The 18,761-nt window shown below is 42.9% G+C and carries 19 protein-coding genes; 15 read left to right on the top strand and 4 right to left on the bottom strand.

Features of this window, described 5'->3' with window-relative positions; all coding sequences use genetic code 11:
* Positions 1-183 precede the first annotated feature (183 nt).
* On the bottom strand, positions 184-1,485 hold the full coding sequence (locus ACR63N_RS12875; protein ID WP_367104560.1) for a glutamate-5-semialdehyde dehydrogenase: 1,302 nt from the start codon (positions 1,483-1,485) through the stop codon (positions 184-186).
* 470 nt (positions 1,486-1,955) lie between these two features.
* Between ACR63N_RS12875 and ACR63N_RS12870 the strand changes: the two genes are divergently transcribed.
* From ACR63N_RS12870 to ACR63N_RS12830, 9 genes are all read left to right on the top strand, one after another.
* Positions 1,956-2,426 carry a hypothetical protein gene (locus ACR63N_RS12870; RefSeq protein WP_472782121.1) on the top strand — a complete coding sequence of 157 codons (471 nt, stop codon included), beginning with the start codon at positions 1,956-1,958 and terminating at the stop codon, positions 2,424-2,426.
* Positions 2,427-2,502: 76 nt separating this feature from the next.
* The gene (locus tag ACR63N_RS12865; RefSeq protein ID WP_472782120.1) at positions 2,503-2,823 is read left to right on the top strand and encodes a hypothetical protein; all 321 of its coding nucleotides are present in this window, start codon (positions 2,503-2,505) and stop codon (positions 2,821-2,823) included.
* A gap of 75 nt (positions 2,824-2,898) precedes the next feature.
* Positions 2,899-3,264, top strand: a complete 366-nt coding sequence (locus ACR63N_RS12860) for a hypothetical protein (protein ID WP_472782119.1) — start codon at positions 2,899-2,901, stop codon at positions 3,262-3,264.
* A gap of 75 nt (positions 3,265-3,339) precedes the next feature.
* Positions 3,340-3,747: a hypothetical protein gene (locus tag ACR63N_RS12855; protein ID WP_472782118.1), complete on the top strand. Its 408-nt coding sequence runs from the start codon at positions 3,340-3,342 to the stop codon at positions 3,745-3,747.
* A 298-nt stretch (positions 3,748-4,045) separates the two neighbouring features.
* Positions 4,046-4,843 (top strand): ABC transporter ATP-binding protein, encoded by a 798-nt coding sequence (locus tag ACR63N_RS12850; RefSeq protein WP_367104565.1) that lies wholly within the window; start codon positions 4,046-4,048, stop codon positions 4,841-4,843.
* 240 nt (positions 4,844-5,083) lie between these two features.
* Positions 5,084-5,881: a transporter substrate-binding domain-containing protein gene (locus ACR63N_RS12845; protein WP_367104566.1), complete on the top strand. Its 798-nt coding sequence runs from the start codon at positions 5,084-5,086 to the stop codon at positions 5,879-5,881.
* A gap of 75 nt (positions 5,882-5,956) precedes the next feature.
* On the top strand, positions 5,957-6,835 hold the full coding sequence (locus tag ACR63N_RS12840; RefSeq protein ID WP_367106539.1) for a transporter substrate-binding domain-containing protein: 879 nt from the start codon (positions 5,957-5,959) through the stop codon (positions 6,833-6,835).
* Between the two features lie 305 nt (positions 6,836-7,140).
* On the top strand, positions 7,141-7,872 hold the full coding sequence (locus ACR63N_RS12835; protein ID WP_367104568.1) for an ABC transporter permease: 732 nt from the start codon (positions 7,141-7,143) through the stop codon (positions 7,870-7,872).
* 16 nt (positions 7,873-7,888) lie between these two features.
* Positions 7,889-8,614, top strand: a complete 726-nt coding sequence (locus tag ACR63N_RS12830; protein WP_367104569.1) for an ABC transporter permease — start codon at positions 7,889-7,891, stop codon at positions 8,612-8,614.
* 36 nt (positions 8,615-8,650) lie between these two features.
* Here ACR63N_RS12830 and ACR63N_RS12825 read toward each other — a convergent pair whose 3' ends face one another.
* Both ACR63N_RS12825 and ACR63N_RS12820 read right to left on the bottom strand, forming a co-directional pair.
* A complete protein-coding gene (locus tag ACR63N_RS12825; RefSeq protein WP_367104570.1) occupies positions 8,651-9,979 on the bottom strand; it encodes an erythromycin esterase family protein in 1,329 nt (442 codons plus the stop codon).
* On the bottom strand, positions 9,966-10,634 hold the full coding sequence (locus tag ACR63N_RS12820) for a protein-L-isoaspartate(D-aspartate) O-methyltransferase (RefSeq protein ID WP_367104571.1): 669 nt from the start codon (positions 10,632-10,634) through the stop codon (positions 9,966-9,968). Before ACR63N_RS12820 ends, ACR63N_RS12825 begins: the two co-directional genes overlap by 14 nt.
* A 372-nt stretch (positions 10,635-11,006) precedes the next feature.
* Between ACR63N_RS12820 and ACR63N_RS12815 the strand changes: the two genes are divergently transcribed.
* Positions 11,007-12,485 carry an esterase/lipase family protein gene (locus ACR63N_RS12815; RefSeq protein ID WP_472782117.1) on the top strand — a complete coding sequence of 493 codons (1,479 nt, stop codon included), beginning with the start codon at positions 11,007-11,009 and terminating at the stop codon, positions 12,483-12,485.
* A 119-nt stretch (positions 12,486-12,604) separates the two neighbouring features.
* Here the strand turns inward: ACR63N_RS12815 and hslO are convergent, their stop codons facing one another.
* Positions 12,605-13,573 (bottom strand): Hsp33 family molecular chaperone HslO, encoded by a 969-nt coding sequence (hslO, locus tag ACR63N_RS12810; protein WP_367108481.1) that lies wholly within the window; start codon positions 13,571-13,573, stop codon positions 12,605-12,607.
* 408 nt (positions 13,574-13,981) lie between these two features.
* Between hslO and ACR63N_RS12805 the strand changes: the two genes are divergently transcribed.
* The 5 genes from ACR63N_RS12805 to ACR63N_RS12785 all read left to right on the top strand — a co-directional run bounded on the left by ACR63N_RS12805 (position 13,982) and on the right by ACR63N_RS12785 (position 18,756).
* Complete coding sequence (locus ACR63N_RS12805) at positions 13,982-14,953, top strand: glutamate/aspartate ABC transporter substrate-binding protein (RefSeq protein WP_367104574.1); 972 nt, start codon at positions 13,982-13,984, stop codon at positions 14,951-14,953.
* A gap of 110 nt (positions 14,954-15,063) precedes the next feature.
* Complete coding sequence (locus ACR63N_RS12800) at positions 15,064-15,810, top strand: amino acid ABC transporter permease (RefSeq protein ID WP_367104575.1); 747 nt, start codon at positions 15,064-15,066, stop codon at positions 15,808-15,810.
* Positions 15,807-16,475, top strand: coding sequence for an ABC transporter permease subunit (locus ACR63N_RS12795; protein ID WP_367104576.1), 669 nt, complete (start codon positions 15,807-15,809; stop codon positions 16,473-16,475). The genes ACR63N_RS12800 and ACR63N_RS12795 overlap by 4 nt, the downstream gene beginning before the upstream one ends.
* A gap of 147 nt (positions 16,476-16,622) precedes the next feature.
* Entirely contained in the window at positions 16,623-17,342 is a 720-nt protein-coding gene (locus ACR63N_RS12790) for an amino acid ABC transporter ATP-binding protein (protein WP_367106607.1), read from the top strand.
* A gap of 199 nt (positions 17,343-17,541) precedes the next feature.
* Entirely contained in the window at positions 17,542-18,756 is a 1,215-nt protein-coding gene (locus ACR63N_RS12785; protein WP_367104577.1) for an FAD-dependent oxidoreductase, read from the top strand.
* Positions 18,757-18,761: the final 5 nt, after the last annotated feature.

The raw sequence follows: 18,761 nt of genomic DNA, 5'->3' as shown, positions 1-18,761 counted from the left end.
TTATCCTTTTTTACTATTGGCAATAACTTATTCTCAAAACAAAAATTAGCAAAGTTAAAAAATTATTTCATGGTATTTCTAGTTTAATTTTTATTAAAAATATAACATCTTTGCTGGTCACAAAAAACGTCAGCTAATGCTGACGCTCGTGATCATTAAAACTATTAACATATAAAAAACAGATCAGGCGCGTACCTCGCCATGACCGTAGACGATCCATTTCTGTGAGGTCAAACCCTCAAGTCCGACCGGGCCACGAGCATGAATCTTATCGGTTGAGATACCAATCTCAGCGCCAAGTCCATACTCAAAACCATCAGCAAAACGGCTGGAGGCATTAATCATGACGCTAGCTGAATCGACTTCGCGGATAAAGCGCTGCGACTTACTGTAGTTATCAGTGATAATCACATCGGTATGATGGCTGCCGTGGGTATTGATATGTTCAATTGCCGCGTCAAGTCCGTCAACGACTTTAATCGCCAGAATGGGCGCGAGATATTCAGTATCCCAGTCCTCGCTAGTGGCTTTAGATAAATGACCATCAAGCTTAGTATTGTCACTTAAGATAGCCTGCGATTTTTCATCAAGTCGCAGCTGCATCGCATCATCGGCTTTGACAATAGCTTCGGCAATCTTGGGTAGCATCTCATCAGCAACGGCTTTATCAACCAGCAAAGTCTCCATGGTATTACAAGTGCCATAGCGATGGGTTTTGGCATTAACGCTAACATCGATAGCGATATCAAGCTTAGCATCGCTATCGATAAAGGTGTGACAGTTACCGTCTAAATGCTTGATGACCGGTACTTTAGCGTCTGCACTAATACGTGCAATCAGGCCTTTGCCGCCACGTGGCACAATGACATCGACGTATTCAGTCATAGTGATCAGCTCGCCGACAGCCGCGCGATCTGTGGTTTCCAGCACTTGTACGCTGTGCTCGGACAGTCCTGCTTTTGCTAAGCCTTTATGGATACACTTAGCAATCGCTTGATTGGATTCAAAGGCCTCAGAGCCGCCGCGTAAGATAATGGCATTACCGGATTTGAGCGCCAAAGACGCCGCCTCTAAAGTCACGTTGGGACGCGATTCATAAATCATACCGACGACGCCGAGGGGCACGCGCATTTTACCTAGCTGGATGCCTGAGGGACGATAAGTCATATCAGTGACCTCGCCGATAGGATCGGGCAAGGCGGCAACGTCTTTGAGCCCTTGCAGCATGCCATCAAATCGCGCGTTATTGAGCTCTAAGCGATCAAGTAAAGCACTATCAAGATCATTCTTTTGACCCTTATCCATATCAATTTTATTCGCTGCTAAGATGTCGGCTTTGGCAGTGACTAGCTCATCATGAATAGTCATCAGTGCGGCGTTTTTATTGCCTGTATTAGCAGCAGCAAGGGCACGCGAGGCGGCGCGGGCTCGTTGACCAACATTTCGCATATAGGTAGTAATATCTTGGGTATTCAATTGACTCATAAAGTGCTTTCCTTTTATTTATAAAATGAAGACAAAAACTCGACTTTGAGCTAGGACGTAAATAAGGTGATGATAAGTAAATAAAGGTAACTGGGCAGTAATTAAGTAAAAATAGCACCTAAACATAAATGACTATAACAATATAAAATTTGTCGACTTTTTATGTCAGGCTACCTTCTAAATAAGCTTACTATGCCAATAAAGATAAACTTTCAAAAACATTTGCCTATAATGCTAACAATATACTGCTTATATTTATAACCTTTTTGGGCAGATGTTGTAAGGCAAAGGAGTAATAGTTACGCGTTTTTAACACAATACTGCTGTAATTACTAAGGTGGCAACATTCTATTATAAGTATAGTTGAAACTTCGAAGTTAAGCGCTCGTTTATCATAATATTAACTAAGCTTGACTCAACTCCAATCAAATTTCCAATGCTATTTTTTTAAAACAAGATAGAAGGCTGATATGAGTATTAATGACATTGTCAATAGAGTAGATATAAATAATAAAAAGTCCCAGATCTCTACCTGTCAGCTCTCTACTTGGAAAAAGGGATTGTTCATTACGTTGACAGCAGTAGCGTTGACATTGAGCGCCTGTAGTAGTCAAGAAGAAGAAAAGCCTATGGAAAGTTCAGTCCATGAATTTGATACACAGACCTCAGAGGAGGAAGCGGCGGCTGAGATAGCAGCCGCAAATGCGCCAATGATTAGTGACCGTGAAGATAATCCTATCTCGCCAAGTAGAGACGAACCTGAAGGGTCAGGAGCCGTTATAGGCGCACAAGCCACGCCTGATACTGATGTAACGGGCGGTGTTGGTAGTACAGTGAACACCGACATGCCAGACAATACTGTAGGAACCGACTTAGAAGCGGACAACGATCTTGACACTTTGAACGATAGCGACATGATAGAAGAGACCTCTGTTAATTAGTGACACTAGTATTAGACAAGTAGTACCAGACAAATGGCATTAGGTCTATATAAATAACGGAAAATAGAGAATTAGTATGAGTACTAACTCCAATACGAACACAACAACGATGAGTGATAAAACTATGCAAAAATCTATTTATAAAGCAGGATTATATTTTTCTTTATCAGCAGTATTATCTTTTTTTGCATTTAACAACGCATTTGCTGCTGATGACGATACGGTAGTCAATACTGTAGAGCAAGTAGAAGTTGACAACGATGACAGTAATGTAGAGATTGGTGACACAGACACAGACACAGACACAGACACAGACACAGACACAGACACAGATACTGATACTGATACTGATACTGATACTGAATGGGATTATGGTGATACAGACACAGATGATTAGGTTTTATTTATAGAAAAATCAATATTAAATCTAATATGACTTTTATTGTTGTTAACCAAACCATGGAGAATTAAAATGACTACTATAAAGCGAACAACAGCCAAAAAATGGCTATATGGATCTATAGCAGCGTCGGCTTTAATGCTGGGTGCCTGCTCAGATAATGAACAGACACCTGCTGAGCCAGTACCCGCTGAACCTGAGACTATGGCAACAGTAGACGATACGCAACCTATGGTTGAAGAACAGCCTATGGTTGAAGAACAACCAACTACTGATGTTGCTAGTACCAGTGGGGTTACTAGTACAGGTGAAGTTACCAGTATGGATGACACAGATAACACTGATCAAGATATGGGATCTACTAGAGGTGAGGTAGCCTCGTTGGACGGTGGTACTGATACCAATAATAGTGAAGTAGATACTGATACTAATAATTAAGCGTCACTTTTGTCAGAACCAATACAAAATATACTATAACTTTTACCTTTGCTGACCCTGTTATGGAGAGTCTCAATGACTACTATTAAGAAAAGCTTTACAAAGCTAGCGCCCTCTAAAAAGTGGCTGTATGGTTCTATAGCGATCGCAGCTTTGACACTTGGCGCTTGTGCGGATAATGACCCTTCACTTTCTGAACCTGAGGCTATGGAAAATGTAGATGATGCACAAACCCCGGTCGAGCAGCAGGCAACTGATGTAGCTAGTGCAAATGAAGCTGATAATGAGATGGAGCCTACTACAGGTGAGGTTGCTTCGTTGGATGGTGGTACTACTAGTGAAGATGTCGATATGGCTGACACTATGGAAACAGAGACGCTCACTAATGAAGATATTGGCGTCGCTGACAGTACCGCTGTAGGCGTCGATGATGCTGATATCATAGACGGTAGTGAGTCAGAAGAGCACGTCTCAACCTACTAATATTTTATAAATAGATTTTGTTCAGCTCTACAGCTTCGATGCTTCAAATAGTATAAAATTACCGAAAAGACGCTCAAACTTGCAATGCAGTTTGGGCGTATTTTTTGTTGCCATAATCAAAAATAAAACAGAAAATTTGCCTTTTAAACCCTTTCTAAGAGACAATGTATGCAACTGAGCTTATAGCGTGCACTACTGCGTCTAACTAAATGCTTAATAAAATATGCTCATTGCAAATTATCTAACAAACCCTATACTCATAATCATCTTATTTGAACCAACGGAAACCTGTTAAGTCATGCTAGACATTGCTAAAGATTCGACTCGTCCTATTGCTTTGGCGGTAGAAGACCTTCACAAGAGCTTCGGTTCTTTGGCGGTATTAAAAGGGGTAACGCTCACCGCCTATGATGGTGATGTCATCTCTATCTTGGGCTCCTCAGGCTCTGGAAAATCGACTTTACTGCGCTGCATTAATTTGCTTGAAAAACCGACAAAAGGACGTATTAGTATTGGCGATGATGAGCTGCTGCTAAAACCCACAAAATCTGGTGAGATGCAAGCGGCGAATGTTAAACAGCTTGAGAACCTGCGAGCGCGTGTAGGTTTTGTATTCCAAAGCTTTAATCTGTGGCCGCATAGAACGATTTTGCAAAATATCATTGAAGGACCAACGCAGGTACTGAAAATAAAAAAAGATCAGGCGATTAGCGATGCTGAAAAGCTACTTGATAAAGTAGGGTTATTGGACAAAAAAGATGCTTATCCAGCCAATTTATCGGGAGGTCAGCGCCAGCGCGTAGCTATCGCGCGCGCGCTTGCTATGCAACCGCGAGTACTGCTGTTTGATGAGCCAACGTCTGCGCTAGACCCGGAGTTGGTTAATGAAGTACTGGCCGTTATGCGTGAGCTGGCAGAAGAGGGACGTACTATGTTGATTGTCACTCACGAGATGCGTTTTGCTCGTGAAGTATCTAGCCAAGTGGTGTTTTTGCATCAAGGAGTCATTGAAGAGATGGGCACACCTGAACAAGTTTTTGACAACCCTAAATCAGAGCGCGTGAAAGAGTTTATGGCTGCCAATCAGCAAAATTAGTTGCCCAATTGCTTAAGAGTTAACTTGTCGTTCATATTTATCCTGTGCAATTCTTAGTTGTTTTCAGTAATAATAGTCAATAGGTAAAATGTTTGTTTTTGATACTTGAGTCAGGTATTATCAATAAGTTAGTAACTTATCGATATCTGTTAGTATTTTAACAACTTGGCATGGACGTCAAAAACAACGAAGCGTTTATTAAACAATGCTCTAAAAACTTTCAAACATAAGGAATGTAAGATGTCGACTTCTCGTCTATTATGGTCATCTATGACTATTACTGCCGCTTTAGCGCTTAGTGCTTGTAGTCAATCTAATGAAGCTGGTGATGCTGAGACTAATGCTGATACGGCAGCAGGCACTGCTAGTAAGACGTTACGTATTGCAACCGAAGGCGCCTATCCTCCTTTTAACTATACCAATGCTGATGGTAGCCTTGCTGGCTACGATGTCGATGTTGCCAATGCGTTATGCGCGCAGATGCAAGCTGATTGTGAAATCGTCGCGCAAGATTGGGACGGTATTATTCCTGGGTTATTGGCACAAAAATATGATGCGGTAGTTGCAGGGATGTCCATCACCCCTGAACGTCAAGAAAAAGTGGATTTTACTGAGCCTTATTTTGCAAATACTATGGTATGGCTGACCAATACGGACAGCGGCTTTGACCCAAATGCTATTCAAAATTTAACCCTTGGTGGACAGCGCTCCACTACGCCCGGCGCGTATTTGCAAGAAAACTATGAAGGCAAAGAGGGCAACACGGTGCAGCTGTATGACAACTACGATAATGCCTATTTAGATCTAAAATCTGGCCGTAGTGATGCGGTATTAGCCGAAAAAGTGTCTGCCAAATCATGGTTGACAGATAATCCTGAAGGCTTTGGTATCGTAGGTGATGAGATCGATAATGACGATAATATTGCCATAGCGGTACGCAAGGGTGATCCTTTAAGAGATGAGTTTAATCAAGCTCTAAGCGAGATTCGTAGCAATGGCGAGCTTGCCCGTCTTGAACAAGCCAACTTTGATCAATAGGCTACTTATGAGTAAGCTATTGATCAATATATTCTAATTAATAAGCTACTGACTTATCTGTCAAGGAATAATAAAATGACCCTTTCAATATCATTGTTCTCTCATAAAGGTGTTTCTAAAAAACTATGGCTAGCGCCGCTTAGCGCCGCTATGATTATGTTAGCAGGGTGCAATAATAGCTCAGAACCTACAGAGAATGCTACAGCCGATGCCCCAGCAGATACGGAAACCATGAATATAAAGCTGGCAACCGAATCAAGCTACAAGCCCTTTAGTTATACGGATGCCGATGGCAATTTGATTGGCTATGAGATTGAGCTCGTTGATGCATTATGCGCGCAGATGCAAGCGGAGTGTGAAGTGATCTCTCAAGATTGGGATGGCCTGATTCCAGGGCTAAATGCGCAAAAATTTGATGGTATTATCGCTGGTATGAACATCACCCCTGAACGTCAAGAAGTGGTAGAGTTTAGTGATCCTTATTACTATAGTGGCTTTGTATTGATTGGCAAAAAAGGCGATGACATCAGTATCGATTCCCTGCAAGGTCAGTCTATCGGCTCGCAGCGTGCAACGACTGCTACTGAGTATCTACAAGAGGAGCATTCAGATGCGGATATTAAACTCTATGATACTCAAGACAATACGTATTTAGATCTCACCTCAGGACGCATCCGCGCGATGATGGTCGATAAGGTTATCGGTGTTAATTGGTTGGACACTGATGCTGGTCAAGACTATGAGATCAAAGGGGAGGAAATCAGTACCAATAAGGATGCGATAGCCATGGCTTTTCGTAAAGGCGATCCATTGGTTGCTAAATTTAATCAAGCCTTAAATGAGCTTAAAGCCAATGGCACCTATGACCAGATAACGGGTAGCTATTTTGGTACCAGCTCAACAGCCGCCGCTCAAGAGGCTATGCCTGCAAGCGAAGAGGCGGTAGCAAACTAAATAAAAGATCGTCTCTAAAAGGATATTGCCATAACGGTAATATCCTTTTTGTTTTTTAAAGAACGGATTAGTTAAAAGGCTATATTTATCCTAGAGCTTTGGGCGTCAGTTTTATAGCGCTCCCTTTAACATAGAGCGTATTGATTGTGATAAAATCAATGACCTTTTCTGCTGGGTTTAAGTGTTATCGTTTAAAGGTAAGTCTATGTTAGGTGGTATAGGTTACCACCACTATAGATAGCATAGAACTCAGTATTAATTTTTATTTAATATGCTGCCACTATCAAGAGGCCAAGTGAACTACTGTGTTTGATTTACAAGGATTTGGCGCGCTATTACTAAGCGGCGCCACCGTCACCATTAAGCTTGCGCTAACTAGCCTGATTATTGGCATGATTTTAGGCTTATTAGGTGCTACGGCCAAGCTATCCAACGTTTGGATACTACGTAAGCTTGCGACCATATATACAGCGACTATGCGCGGTATTCCTGAGCTATTATTGGTATTGTTCATCTACTATGGTGGCTCGATACTACTGATGAGTATTCTCAAAAGGTTTGGCTACAACGAGTATGTTGAGATCAGTGCTTTTTGGGGCGGGGTTATGGCGCTTTCTATCGCTTTTGGCGCTTATGCTACCGAAATTTTTCGTATGTCAATTCAAGAGATACCTGTTGGTCAGAGTGAGGCGGCACAAGCTATAGGCATGCGTCCTTTTCAGATTTTTTATCGCATCACCTTACCGCAGGTCTGGCAGATTGCTTTACCTGGTTTGGGTAACTTGTTCTTGGTACTGCTCAAAGATACCGCGCTGGTATCCGTCGTTGGCCTCAAAGATATTATGTATCAGTCTTCGCGTGCCGCGCAGTCAACTCAGCAGCCTTTCACCTTTTATATGGCAGCGGCTATTATTTATTTGGGGCTGACTATGCTGGTTACCGGTTTTATGATATGGCTTGAATGGCGCGCTAATCCAGCAGCGCGCTATGCTAAAAAGATCAGCCGTCAATCAATTCAGCAACCAACGGTAAGGTAAGGAGTAGGAGAGGCTCATGGATTGGAATTGGCAAGTTATTTTTGATCATATCCCAGATCTTTTAAGCGGCGCTGTACTGACCATACAGTTGGTCGTCTTTTCAGGCGTTATTGGGCTTTTTTTCGGGGTGATCTTAGCGCTACTGCGCTTATCTAAAAGCTGGGTAGTACAGGTACTGCCCTTCTTATATATTTTCTTCTTTCGCGGTACGCCTCTGCTAGTGCAAATATTTTTGATTTACTATGGGCTTGGGCAATTTGAGGCAGTACGTAATTCTTTTCTTTGGGAGCCGCTACTAAGCCAAGCTTACTGGTGTGCTATTATTGCCTTTACCATGAATACTAGCGCCTATCTTGCTGAGATTATTCGCGGAGCCATTCAGGCCATTCCAGCGGGCGAGCTTGAGGCTGCTGACGCTATTGGTATGTCGAAATGGCAGAAACTCACGCGTATTACTTTACCGCGCGCTTTTGGTATTGTCATACCTGCTTATAGCAATGAAGTTATTTTTATGCTCAAAGGCAGTGCTCTGGCATCAACTATTGCGCTGATGGACATTACTGGCGTTGCACGTACTATCAGTGCACGGACTTATACTTTGATGGAGCTATTCTTCGCCGCTGGCGTTATCTATTTGCTATTATCATGGGTAATTTTATTTATCTTTGGTAGATTTGAGAAAAGAATGAATCGCTATATGGCTTATGTACCACCAGATGTGGTCACTAATACTATTCCATAAACTAGTGGGCGCAAGCTGGGTTTTGGCATTAGCTTCTTATAAACCAAACGGGAAGGTATCCAATGTTTCTTCTCCTACCTTTTTCGTCAAAGCTTCAACCGCACGCGTTTTATCAAACCAGATATATTCATCAAACTGAGAGGGCAGACAGGCATAAAAGTAATGACTCTGTCGCTCAGTTTCAGGTCTATAAATGACGCCTATCGCTCGTTCTAAACGCTCTGGTAGTAACTCCTTACGAACGTCTTCATACAGTGGATAACGCAGTGGTAAAAGAAAATTATCAGCAGCTACCTTATGAAAAATACGTTCATAACTATCAATATGTGAGGGCTGTACTTGTTTTATCTCCATTGGCCCTCCCCATCTAGATGCAGCGGCAACAGTACCGTGATTGGTGCCAAAACCTATATTGTAAGATTTGTCACCATATTCTTGCCGTGCCAATTGACCTATATTTAATTCGCCGCGCGCGCCCATTTGAGTGGCCCGAGCATCACCAATGTGGGAGTTGTGCGCCCAAACGATTGCTTTTGATTCAAAACCTCTAAACTCCAGCACCTCTTTTAATGTTTCAAACATATGCTGATCACGCTGATTCCATGAGTTGTTTTCAGCAGAATACCCTTCAGTATAATACAAGGTACGGTAATAGCGTTCGGCATCGGCTATCAGCTTGGCGTTTTGTTTGGCATCAAAAAATTGTTCTTCGTTAGCTTTAGAATACTCTAAACGTCTTGCAAGTAAATCATGAAGATTTTTCAGTACTTCTGCTTCACAGCTCTTATGCTGCTCGGTTATCACAGCGCGGCTGTACAAAGCAGGATCATCTGCCCAAGGCATCAAACAGTCATAACGCTTGCGGGCAATTTCTGCAGTCTTAGGATCTACTTGCTGTAAATAGTCCAATACTGCTTCAATAGAGCTGTATAAGCTGTACAAATCCAAACCATAAAATCCTACTTTTTGCTCCAAAGATTCAGTTTTATCATTGTATGCATGAAGCCAATGGGTAAATTCAAGCATGGATTGATTGGCCCACATCCAAGTAGGAAATCTGGAGAAAGGTTTATTTTGCAGCAAAGCATCCTGTTCCCTGCTATGAATATAATGATGGATATGCGCAGCGTCCGGCCAGTCCGCTTCGGCGGCGATAATAGTAAAACCCTTTTTTTCTATCAGCGCTTTGGTGATACGTGCCCGCATATCATAAAATTCAGCCGTCCCATGTGAGGCCTCGCCAAGCAATACGACTCGGCTATCGCCAATACGCTTTAGAAGACTATCTAGATTGACGTCATCGATATTTGTAAAATGCTCACTTGATTGAGCAATTAATTCAGGCAAAGTCTTATAAGTTTTCATCCCTTTTCTCCTGCCAACCTGCCGCGCCAATCAAAGGTACAAAACGAACGCTTCCCAGATCTTCTGTCTGATATTCATCTTTACTGATACGCCGAATACGTACCAGTTTTTGTAAATTTAGGGAGGTACCAACGGGAATGATCATCCGTCCGCCAATGGCTAATTGTTCTTTGAGTGTTTGCGGTACTTCAGGTCCCCCTGCTGCCACTATGATGGCATCGAAAGGTGCTTTTTCAGGCCAGCCAAGGGTACCATCGCCATGCTTGACCTGAACATTGGTATAGCCCGTCTCTTTAAGTTTTACCTGAGCAGTATCTGCCAAGGCTTTATGGCGCTCAATCGTATAAACATTCTCACAGATCTCCCCAAGCACGGCTGCGGCATATCCCGACCCTGTACCGACTTCAAGTACGCGGTCATCTGACTTCAACTCAAGGCCCGCCGTCATCAATGCAACAATATAAGGCTGTGAGATAGTCTGATTTTCCTCAATAGGTAAAGGTGAGTCTCTGTAAGCAGATTCAATGAGATTTGTAGGCGTAAATTTTTCACGCGGTACTGCACCCAGCGCATTAAGTACTGTTTGATCATGAAGACCACGTGCCACTAGTTGCTCATCTATCATTTGCTGTCTTAATTTTTTAAAATCCCTCATTATGATCTCCTTAATTTTCATTTTGGAAGATTCAACATGCCCTAATAAGCAGGATACTAAAAATGATATCACTTTAGGCTATGGTTAATGATGACTTAATTCAATATATTCTCATCTAGTTTTTGTCATATTAAAAGAGTAGTGCTTTAATGCTATAGTCAATCCCAAATAAAACTGACATATTTAATCTTAGAAACTCTGAAAGGTAACACCTTTAAAGTGACTAAAGTATATATCTCATAACTTTAAAGCCTGTTAATCGTGAATGGCAAACGCAGATCCGTTAAAAACTTTTTGTAAATAATATCTTCTATTTATCTTATTTACCCGTTAATATGCAAGGGATAATTTATTTTTAAATTTGCCAAAATTATGTCCAGTATAAAGACGTTCGACACCATTCATGACCTCTTCGCTGGCAAGCGCCGTTACGCTACCACTCATCTCGATAATGATCCCAGTATCCGCTATCAAGACGATGTATATGAACAACTGGCTCAGCTTGAATATATCTATGTAGATGAATTGACCGAACAAATAGCGAGTGGTAGCGATGATTTGGTTTGGCAAAAGCCGTTGTCTTTAGCTGACTTTTTTGAAGGATTAACACAGCTTGCGGCCATGGGCGTCGTTGAAGTGACCGATATCGTAGAAGCCATTCATCGTGAGATTCTTTTGCGTCCATTAGGGCGGTTTAATGAAGGTAATCTGAATAAATGGCAGCGCGGTATCACTGGACGTATCTATGGTACGGTACGTCAAGCGATGTCTTTAATAGGAAATAATCTGGTATCAGGACTGCGGCTGTATAACAATGTGCGCAACCAAAGCTTCCCGCGACCGTTGCCCGAAACTATAAGGCAGCTGGTTAATATCTTAAATGGAGTTATGGGCGATCATCTTGTCAATCATAACAATCCACTCGCCATTCCGATGGTGTTGTATGACCACTCTTTATTCCCTATCCATGAAAACATACCGCACCGTAAAATATCCGGACGAGTTATCATTCTATGTCATGGTTTGTGTATGAGTCATTTAAGCTGGCAGCCATTCGAGCCTGACAGTTTAGGTAAGCGTATTGGTCGCAGTCAGCTTGATGCCACTGTTTTATACCTAAATTACAATACGGGACGACGTATTTCCAGCAATGGACGCAACTTCGCTAAAGTGATACAGCAGCTCATCGATGACCATCCAGACATTATGCAAATAGATTTGATTGGGCATAGTATGGGCGGATTGGTGGCTCGTAGTGCTCTATTTTATGGCGGCCAAGCTAGGCAAGATTGGGTGAATCGGGTTGGCAATCTAATCACTTTAGGATCACCGCATCACGGCGCGGTCCTTGAGCGCATTGGCAATTTTGTGCAAGATGTTATCAGTAAACTACCCTTTGCAGGTGCGCTTGCTAAGCTGGGTGATTTGCGTAGTGCTGGTATTATTGATTTGCGCCATGGCAGTGTTCGGGACGCCGATTGGCAGTCCCTAAAAGGCCGCAGCGTGCTTCCGCCAGATTTTCGACATCCTACGCCGCTGCCGCGGCATGTCTATACTTATTTTATTGCCTCTACCTTGGCTGAGGCGCACTATGATGCTAAAACCACAAAATTATTGGGTGATGGTTTGGTTACCATTGAATCTGCACTGGGTGAAGATGAAGACGAGCATACATTGTTGGTGCCTGAAGGCCACAAAGCAATATTTTATGGCATCAGTCATTACAATCTAATTTACAGCAGCCGAGTGCACAAGCAAATCATAGCTTGGCTTTTGGATAATGGTCAAAGCGATTATTTACTCAGTCCACGTATCTACTCTTATCCTAAAAATGTTGAAGTGGTGATCTGAAGAGCAGGCAAACTTAATCTTAGCGTAGACTGAATCTTTAGCAAAGCATTTTCATCACCTACTAAAAAACCCCTCAAACCTTTTGGTTTAAGGGGTTTTAGTATAATTATAACAACCAACTACTCAGCAAATATCGCTTGTACATCATCTTTGGTAAATTTGTACACCTCTCCACAAAAGCCACAATCCATCTCAAAACTGCCGCCTTGCTCATCAATGATATCTAAAGCTTCCGCTTCGCCAACTTGCTCAATGGCCATCGCTGACTTCTCGCGAGAGCACGTACAGCCAAACGCTAGCGCAACAGGATCAGGAACGACGACGTTCTCCTCATTGTACAAACGGTAAATAATCTCGTTGGCAGCAAGGGTGGTCAGCTCATCACTCTTTACAGTACGTGTCAGTACAGATAAGCGCGTCCATAAATCATCATCAATACCGGCGTCTTCGTTTTGTTCAGCTTCAATAGTTTCATCAAAAGTGCGCGGTAGCATCTGTACCAAGATACCACCCGCTTGCAGACCATCGGATGCTAGATTAATCAGCGTTGGAATCTGCGCCGACTGTTTTTGATAATGCGCCAAACAGTCCGCTAAATTATCATGAGTACGCTCAACGATACCCTGGTATGGCTCGCCATTATCAGGCTGGATATTAATAAATAATAATCCTTGTCCCGGCGCGCCCAGCTCAGCAAAAGCTTCTTTAGCGTGGGTCATATTATCCCAAGCTTGTACTTGCTCATCGTTATCTGCTTTCCAGCTAGCAAGGGCGCGAATAATACCGTCTTGGTCGCATTCTGCCATCGCCCAATTAAGCAAGCTCTCACTGTCTGAGGACTGCAATTGAATAGATAATCGACCATTAATTTTAACCGTACCAATAAGCAGGCTTGCGGCACTTAGCATCTCGCCAAGCAGGCGTCTGATCGCTTCAGGATAAGGTTTTTGGGCAATCGTATTAGCATAGCTGCGTGACAGGCGCACGACATCGCCGCGTACTGGCGAGTCTTCAATAAAAAAACGCTGACGAATATCATTGTCGATAACAATAGTGTCAGTTTCTTGGATAGGATTGTTTGGAGTCATAAGTCATTTTTAGTATTAAGAAGTTGTTAGCTTTATGGGGTTTATTTGCCATTTATCAATTGTGATTTATCAATAATATTAGCGCTGTATTTATACTTAGGTTCGAAATTTAGTCACATGTAATAGGGTTTTATAACGGTAAATGAATATTTAATAATTAAATATGAAATATTATGAATATAAGCAATAAATTTTACTAACCACTCTAAAATTGTTGTAAAGTAACATTAAGTTGCTTTAAGATAACTAAAAGTAACAGCAAAAATGCTGGTTTACAATGGATATCATATCAATTACTAATGTTATCTAACCATCCAGACTCTTTTTGATGAGTCAAACTCAACTAACCAGATCCAATTAGAAAAGTTCTCTTTCAATTAGTAACAATGTGATAAAAGGATATGTCTCATGGCTTATACATTCTCAAAACCCTTAACGTTGGCTGCATTTATGACATTAGGACTGGTTGGTTGTAATAATAGCAATCAAACAGCAACCGATGATATGCCAGTAGATGATGCAACAACCACTGAGGCGGCAGCAAGTCTCGAGGGTACTTTACAAAAAATCAAAGACTCGGGCACTATTGTTGTCGGTCACCGTGATTCCTCTATTCCGTTTTCATATATCGCTGATGATCCCAATCAGCCTATTGGCTATGCTCATGATTTAGAAATGAAAGTCGTCGATGCAGTTAAGCAAAAGCTCAACATGCCTGATCTGAATGTTCGTTATAACCTTATTACCTCACAAACCCGTATTCCTTTGGTACAAAACGGTACAGTAGATTTTGAGTGCGGCTCAACTACCAACAATGAGGAGCGCCAACAACAAGTTGCTTTCTCAAATGGTTTCTTTGAGATTGGCACACGCCTGTTGACAGGTACTGATTCTGGAATTAACGACTTTGAGGATTTGGCAGACAAAACGCTAGTCACCACTGCTGGCACGACCTCAGAGCGCTACATTCGTCAGTATATTGATCAAAACCAGATGGATACCGACGTTATCTCAGCTAAGGATCATGGTGAGGCTTTTCTTATGTTAGAAAATGGCCGTGCTGATGCTTTTATGATGGATGATGTACTGCTAGCAGGCGAGAAGGCCAAAGCTAAAAACCCTGACGAATGGGTAATAGTCGGAGAGCCGCAATCGTTTGAGATTTATGGCTGCATGATGCGTAAAGATGACCCTGAATTCAAAGCGGTGGTTGATGAAGCGCTTGTCGATGTGTTTAGCTCAGGTGAGATTAATAGCATCTACGACAAATGGTTCTTAAATCCTATCCCGCCCAAAAACGTCAATCTAAACTTTGAGATGTCAGATAATCTAAAAGCTTTAATTGCAAACCCTCATGATAGTGCTCAGCCACAGAACTAGCCACAGCTGGTTTAATAGCTCATCTCGTTATAAATAGCTCATGCGTTTAGCCTCTTCTAAAACGCATGAGCCTTGCAGCTACTGATAAGGACTATTTAATAAGGACTGTTATGAATTATAGCTGGAACTGGGGCGTGCTCTTTGAGCATACCGGTATCGGTAACGAGCTTTATTTCCACTGGATGCTGACCGGTCTTGGCTGGCTGCTGTTGATTGGCAGCATCGCCTGGGCAATTGCGATGGTCATTGGTACGATACTTGGTATTATGCGCACCTTGCCAAGCAAAACCGCCCGCAGCATCGGCACCGCTTATGTGACCTTTTTTCGTAATATTCCGCTACTCGTCCAACTATTCTTTTGGTTCTATGTTGCACCCGGCTGGCTGACGCCAACACTCCAAGAGTGGTGGTATAGGGATCTGTCACCTAATACCTCGGCAATGCTCTCAGCGAGTATTGGTCTGGGGTTATTTACTGCTGCACGTATCGTTGAGCAAGTACGTACCGGTATCGAATCGCTACCTCAAGGTCAAGTTAATGCCGCTTACGCGCTTGGCTTTACTATCCCGCAAGCTTATAGGCAAGTACTGTTGCCACAAGCTTTTCGTATTATACTGCCGCCACTCAGCTCAGAGTTGACCAACTGTTTCAAAAACGCCTCAGTTGCCTCCTTGGTTGGGGTGATGGAGCTGATCAGCCAGACCAAAACTATCAGCGAATACACTCAAAACAGTATTGAGATCTATACCTACGCGACCATCATTTACCTCGTTTTTAATCTATCATTGATCGCGATTATGGGACTTATTGAGCGCAAACTACGCGTACCGGGACTGATTGCAGGGAGTCAAAAATGAATATGACTGAACTTGTAACCGCTTATCCGGGTTTACTAGGTGGTATGTTGACCACCTTAAAGGTGCTGTTTTTAGCGATTCTTGGTGGTATCAGCTTAGGAACCATTTTAGCGCTAATGCGTTTATCTGGGATTAAGGTTTTAGAAGTTCCTGCTAAATTATATGTTAATTATTTTCGCTCCGTGCCTTTATTACTGGTACTGTTGTGGTTTTATTTTGCCGTACCGATGATCTACTTTTGGATTGCTGGTAAATATCTGCAATTAGATGCTGCTTTCGCTTCGTGCGTAGTCGCTTTTATGATGTTTGAAGCCGCTTATTTTTCAGAGGTCGTGCGCGCCGGTATTCAGTCTATTGGTAGGGGGCAGGTGAATGCGGCTAAAGCGCTGGGTATGACTTATGGTCAGTCGATGCGTTTGGTGATCCTCCCGCAAGCTTTTCGTAAAATGCTGCCACTGATTTTGCAGCAATGTATTATTCTATTTCAAGATACAACTCTGGTTTTCGCTATTGGGTTAACCGATTTCTTTCGCGCCGCCTATGTACGTGGAGAGCTAATGGGGTTACTTACGCCTTATATATTAGGTGCTGGTGCCATTTATTTTATCATCAGCTTAAGCGCTTCTATCGGTGTGCAGCAAGTACAAAAGCGCTTACGTTTTTAGCTTTTTTGGCATGAGAGTTTAGCAACAACTGCAAAAGATTAAAAAAATGGCTAGGAGCCAGCAATGAGTAAAGCGGATACATACGTAAATGAGTTTGGTGGACTGGTCACTGATAATGGTCATGCCAGCGACGAGATCGTCATCAAGATGACTGAGGTTAGTAAATGGTATGACGATTTTCAGGTACTAACGGACTGTACCGCTCATGTACACAGAGGCGATGTCGTTGTCGTTTGTGGGCCATCAGGTAGCGGTAAATCAACCTTGATTAAGACAGTCAATGGTTTAGAGCCTTTTCAAAAAGGTGAGATTATAGTCAATGGTATTTCGGTCGGAGCACCTAAGACCAATCTGCCCAAACTACGTAGCAGTGTTGGTATGGTATTTCAGCATTTTGAGCTGTTTCCGCATTTGACCATTATCGATAATCTAACCGTAGCGCAGATCAAGGTGCTAGGACGCCGCGAGGACGAGGCCAAACGTAAAGGTATGGCATATTTAGATCGAGTAGGATTGAGCGAACAAGCGCCAAAGTATCCCGCTGAGTTATCGGGTGGTCAACAGCAGCGGGTAGCGATTGCGCGAGCATTAGCGATGGATCCGGTAGCTATGCTGTTTGATGAGCCCACCTCAGCGCTCGATCCTGAGATGATTCAAGAGGTGCTTGATGTGATGGTGGAGCTGACGCGTGATGGGATGACGATGATGTGTGTGACTCATGAGATGGGTTTTGCCAGACAAGTGGCTAACCGCATTATCTTTATGGATGAGGGCTATATCGTAGAGAATTGTAGTAAAAAGGAGTTTTTTGAAGAGGCAAAAAGCGCGCGTGCACAGCTGTTCTTATCAAAGATTTTAAATCATTAAATGCTATCTCAGCATAGCTTTACAAAAAGAGGCGCCTATCGGGCGTTTTTTTACACTTGTCGTTTTGTTAGTCAGTGCCTGCTCACTTACTACTGACCAATCTACTAGCTTTCTTAGTTTACAAGCGTTTCTTGTTTACTGCTACAATAGTCATCATGATTTTTAAAACACAAGACACCAAATTAACCTTGGAGCTAATATGAGTGTAGACAATTTATCTACGCAGCAAGGCGTTGTTATCATCGGTGCAGGTCTTGCAGGCTGGCATGTTATCGATGCGATTCGTAGCAAAGATAAAGAGATACCGATTACTTTAATTACGACCGATAATGGCGATCGCTATCATAAGCCGATGCTGACCATGGCCATTAGCCAAAATAAAAGTGCCTCTGATTTAGTGCGAGCTACAGGTGAGGATGCGGCAAAAGCGGCAAATATTACCTTACTTGCTAATACTCAAGTCAATGATATCGATGCTGCCAATCAACAATTACATCTTGTCTCTGCTACACGCTCAGACCCCGTTTATACCAATTACGCCACTATCAGCTATGATAAGCTGGTATTAGCCATGGGCGCACATCCTATATTCCCCAAAAGCTTGCCGCAAGATTTGGTCTGGCATGTCAATCATATTGAGCGCTTTGGACAACTGCAAGAGCAGCTAAACACAGGTAGTCAGCATGTCGCTATCGTGGGAGCTGGTATGGTAGGCACTGAGATTGCAGAGGACTTGCTCAAGGCCGGTCACCAAGTGACGCTCATTGACCTAAATGAAGCACCGCTGGCACAAATGCTACCAGCAAAAGCAACTGCTCGTATTGCTAAAGCCATTGAGTCGCAAGGTATTCAGTTTTTAGGCGGCTATCAAGTCACCAGTGTGACTCGCAATCAGGATGATAAGCTGGAGGTAGGTTATCAGCCGCTAGCAGTGGAAGCTGCAAATGAGGAGTCATGTGCACCGCTGATTGTCGATCATGTCATCGCTAGTACAGGACTTGTAGTTGATGATAAGTTGCCTGCCGCCGCAGGCATTGAGTTCAATCCGCGTACAGGTATTGTGGTTGACTCTTCAACCTTGAGTACCAATACGGCAAATATCTATGCCATTGGCGATTGTATGTCGATCGATGGCGTGGCCTGTCGTTACGTAGCACCGCTACGTGCGCAAGCGGCTACTATTGCTGATGATATCTTGGGTCATGAGCATGAGGGCTACGAGCACAAGCCGCCGATGATTCGCCTAAAGAACAAAGCGATATCGGTCATGGTAACGGGTGTCCCGCAGGCCGATGGCGATTGGCAAATTAAAACAGATAGTATAGATGAGCTGGTCATGGAGCTACTTAATGACAGCAAAGAGGTGCGCGCCACAGCGACTATCAAAGCGCCTGTAGTCGCCAAAACCTCGTAGTCGTT

The organism is Psychrobacter sp. M4, from assembly GCF_055699795.1.
Note: the sequence above shows the minus strand (reverse complement) of the source record. Positions and strands in the feature narration are given on the sequence as shown.

Bases quoted from the DNA above. Each gene is read 5' to 3' on its own strand.
- ACR63N_RS12875 (WP_367104560.1), bottom strand. From the start codon at position 1,485: ATGAGTCAATTGAATACCCAAGATATTACTACCTATATGCGAAATGTT.
- ACR63N_RS12870 (WP_472782121.1), top strand. From the start codon at position 1,956: ATGAGTATTAATGACATTGTCAATAGAGTAGATATAAATAATAAAAAG.
- ACR63N_RS12865 (WP_472782120.1), top strand. From the start codon at position 2,503: ATGAGTACTAACTCCAATACGAACACAACAACGATGAGTGATAAAACT.
- ACR63N_RS12860 (WP_472782119.1), top strand. From the start codon at position 2,899: ATGACTACTATAAAGCGAACAACAGCCAAAAAATGGCTATATGGATCT.
- ACR63N_RS12855 (WP_472782118.1), top strand. From the start codon at position 3,340: ATGACTACTATTAAGAAAAGCTTTACAAAGCTAGCGCCCTCTAAAAAG.
- ACR63N_RS12850 (WP_367104565.1), top strand. From the start codon at position 4,046: ATGCTAGACATTGCTAAAGATTCGACTCGTCCTATTGCTTTGGCGGTA.
- ACR63N_RS12845 (WP_367104566.1), top strand. From the start codon at position 5,084: ATGTCGACTTCTCGTCTATTATGGTCATCTATGACTATTACTGCCGCT.
- ACR63N_RS12840 (WP_367106539.1), top strand. From the start codon at position 5,957: ATGACCCTTTCAATATCATTGTTCTCTCATAAAGGTGTTTCTAAAAAA.
- ACR63N_RS12830 (WP_367104569.1), top strand. From the start codon at position 7,889: ATGGATTGGAATTGGCAAGTTATTTTTGATCATATCCCAGATCTTTTA.
- ACR63N_RS12825 (WP_367104570.1), bottom strand. From the start codon at position 9,979: ATGAAAACTTATAAGACTTTGCCTGAATTAATTGCTCAATCAAGTGAG.
- ACR63N_RS12820 (WP_367104571.1), bottom strand. From the start codon at position 10,634: ATGAGGGATTTTAAAAAATTAAGACAGCAAATGATAGATGAGCAACTA.
- ACR63N_RS12815 (WP_472782117.1), top strand. From the start codon at position 11,007: ATGTCCAGTATAAAGACGTTCGACACCATTCATGACCTCTTCGCTGGC.
- hslO (WP_367108481.1), bottom strand. From the start codon at position 13,573: ATGACTCCAAACAATCCTATCCAAGAAACTGACACTATTGTTATCGAC.
- ACR63N_RS12805 (WP_367104574.1), top strand. From the start codon at position 13,982: ATGGCTTATACATTCTCAAAACCCTTAACGTTGGCTGCATTTATGACA.
- ACR63N_RS12800 (WP_367104575.1), top strand. From the start codon at position 15,064: ATGAATTATAGCTGGAACTGGGGCGTGCTCTTTGAGCATACCGGTATC.
- ACR63N_RS12795 (WP_367104576.1), top strand. From the start codon at position 15,807: ATGAATATGACTGAACTTGTAACCGCTTATCCGGGTTTACTAGGTGGT.
- ACR63N_RS12790 (WP_367106607.1), top strand. From the start codon at position 16,623: ATGACTGAGGTTAGTAAATGGTATGACGATTTTCAGGTACTAACGGAC.
- ACR63N_RS12785 (WP_367104577.1), top strand. From the start codon at position 17,542: ATGAGTGTAGACAATTTATCTACGCAGCAAGGCGTTGTTATCATCGGT.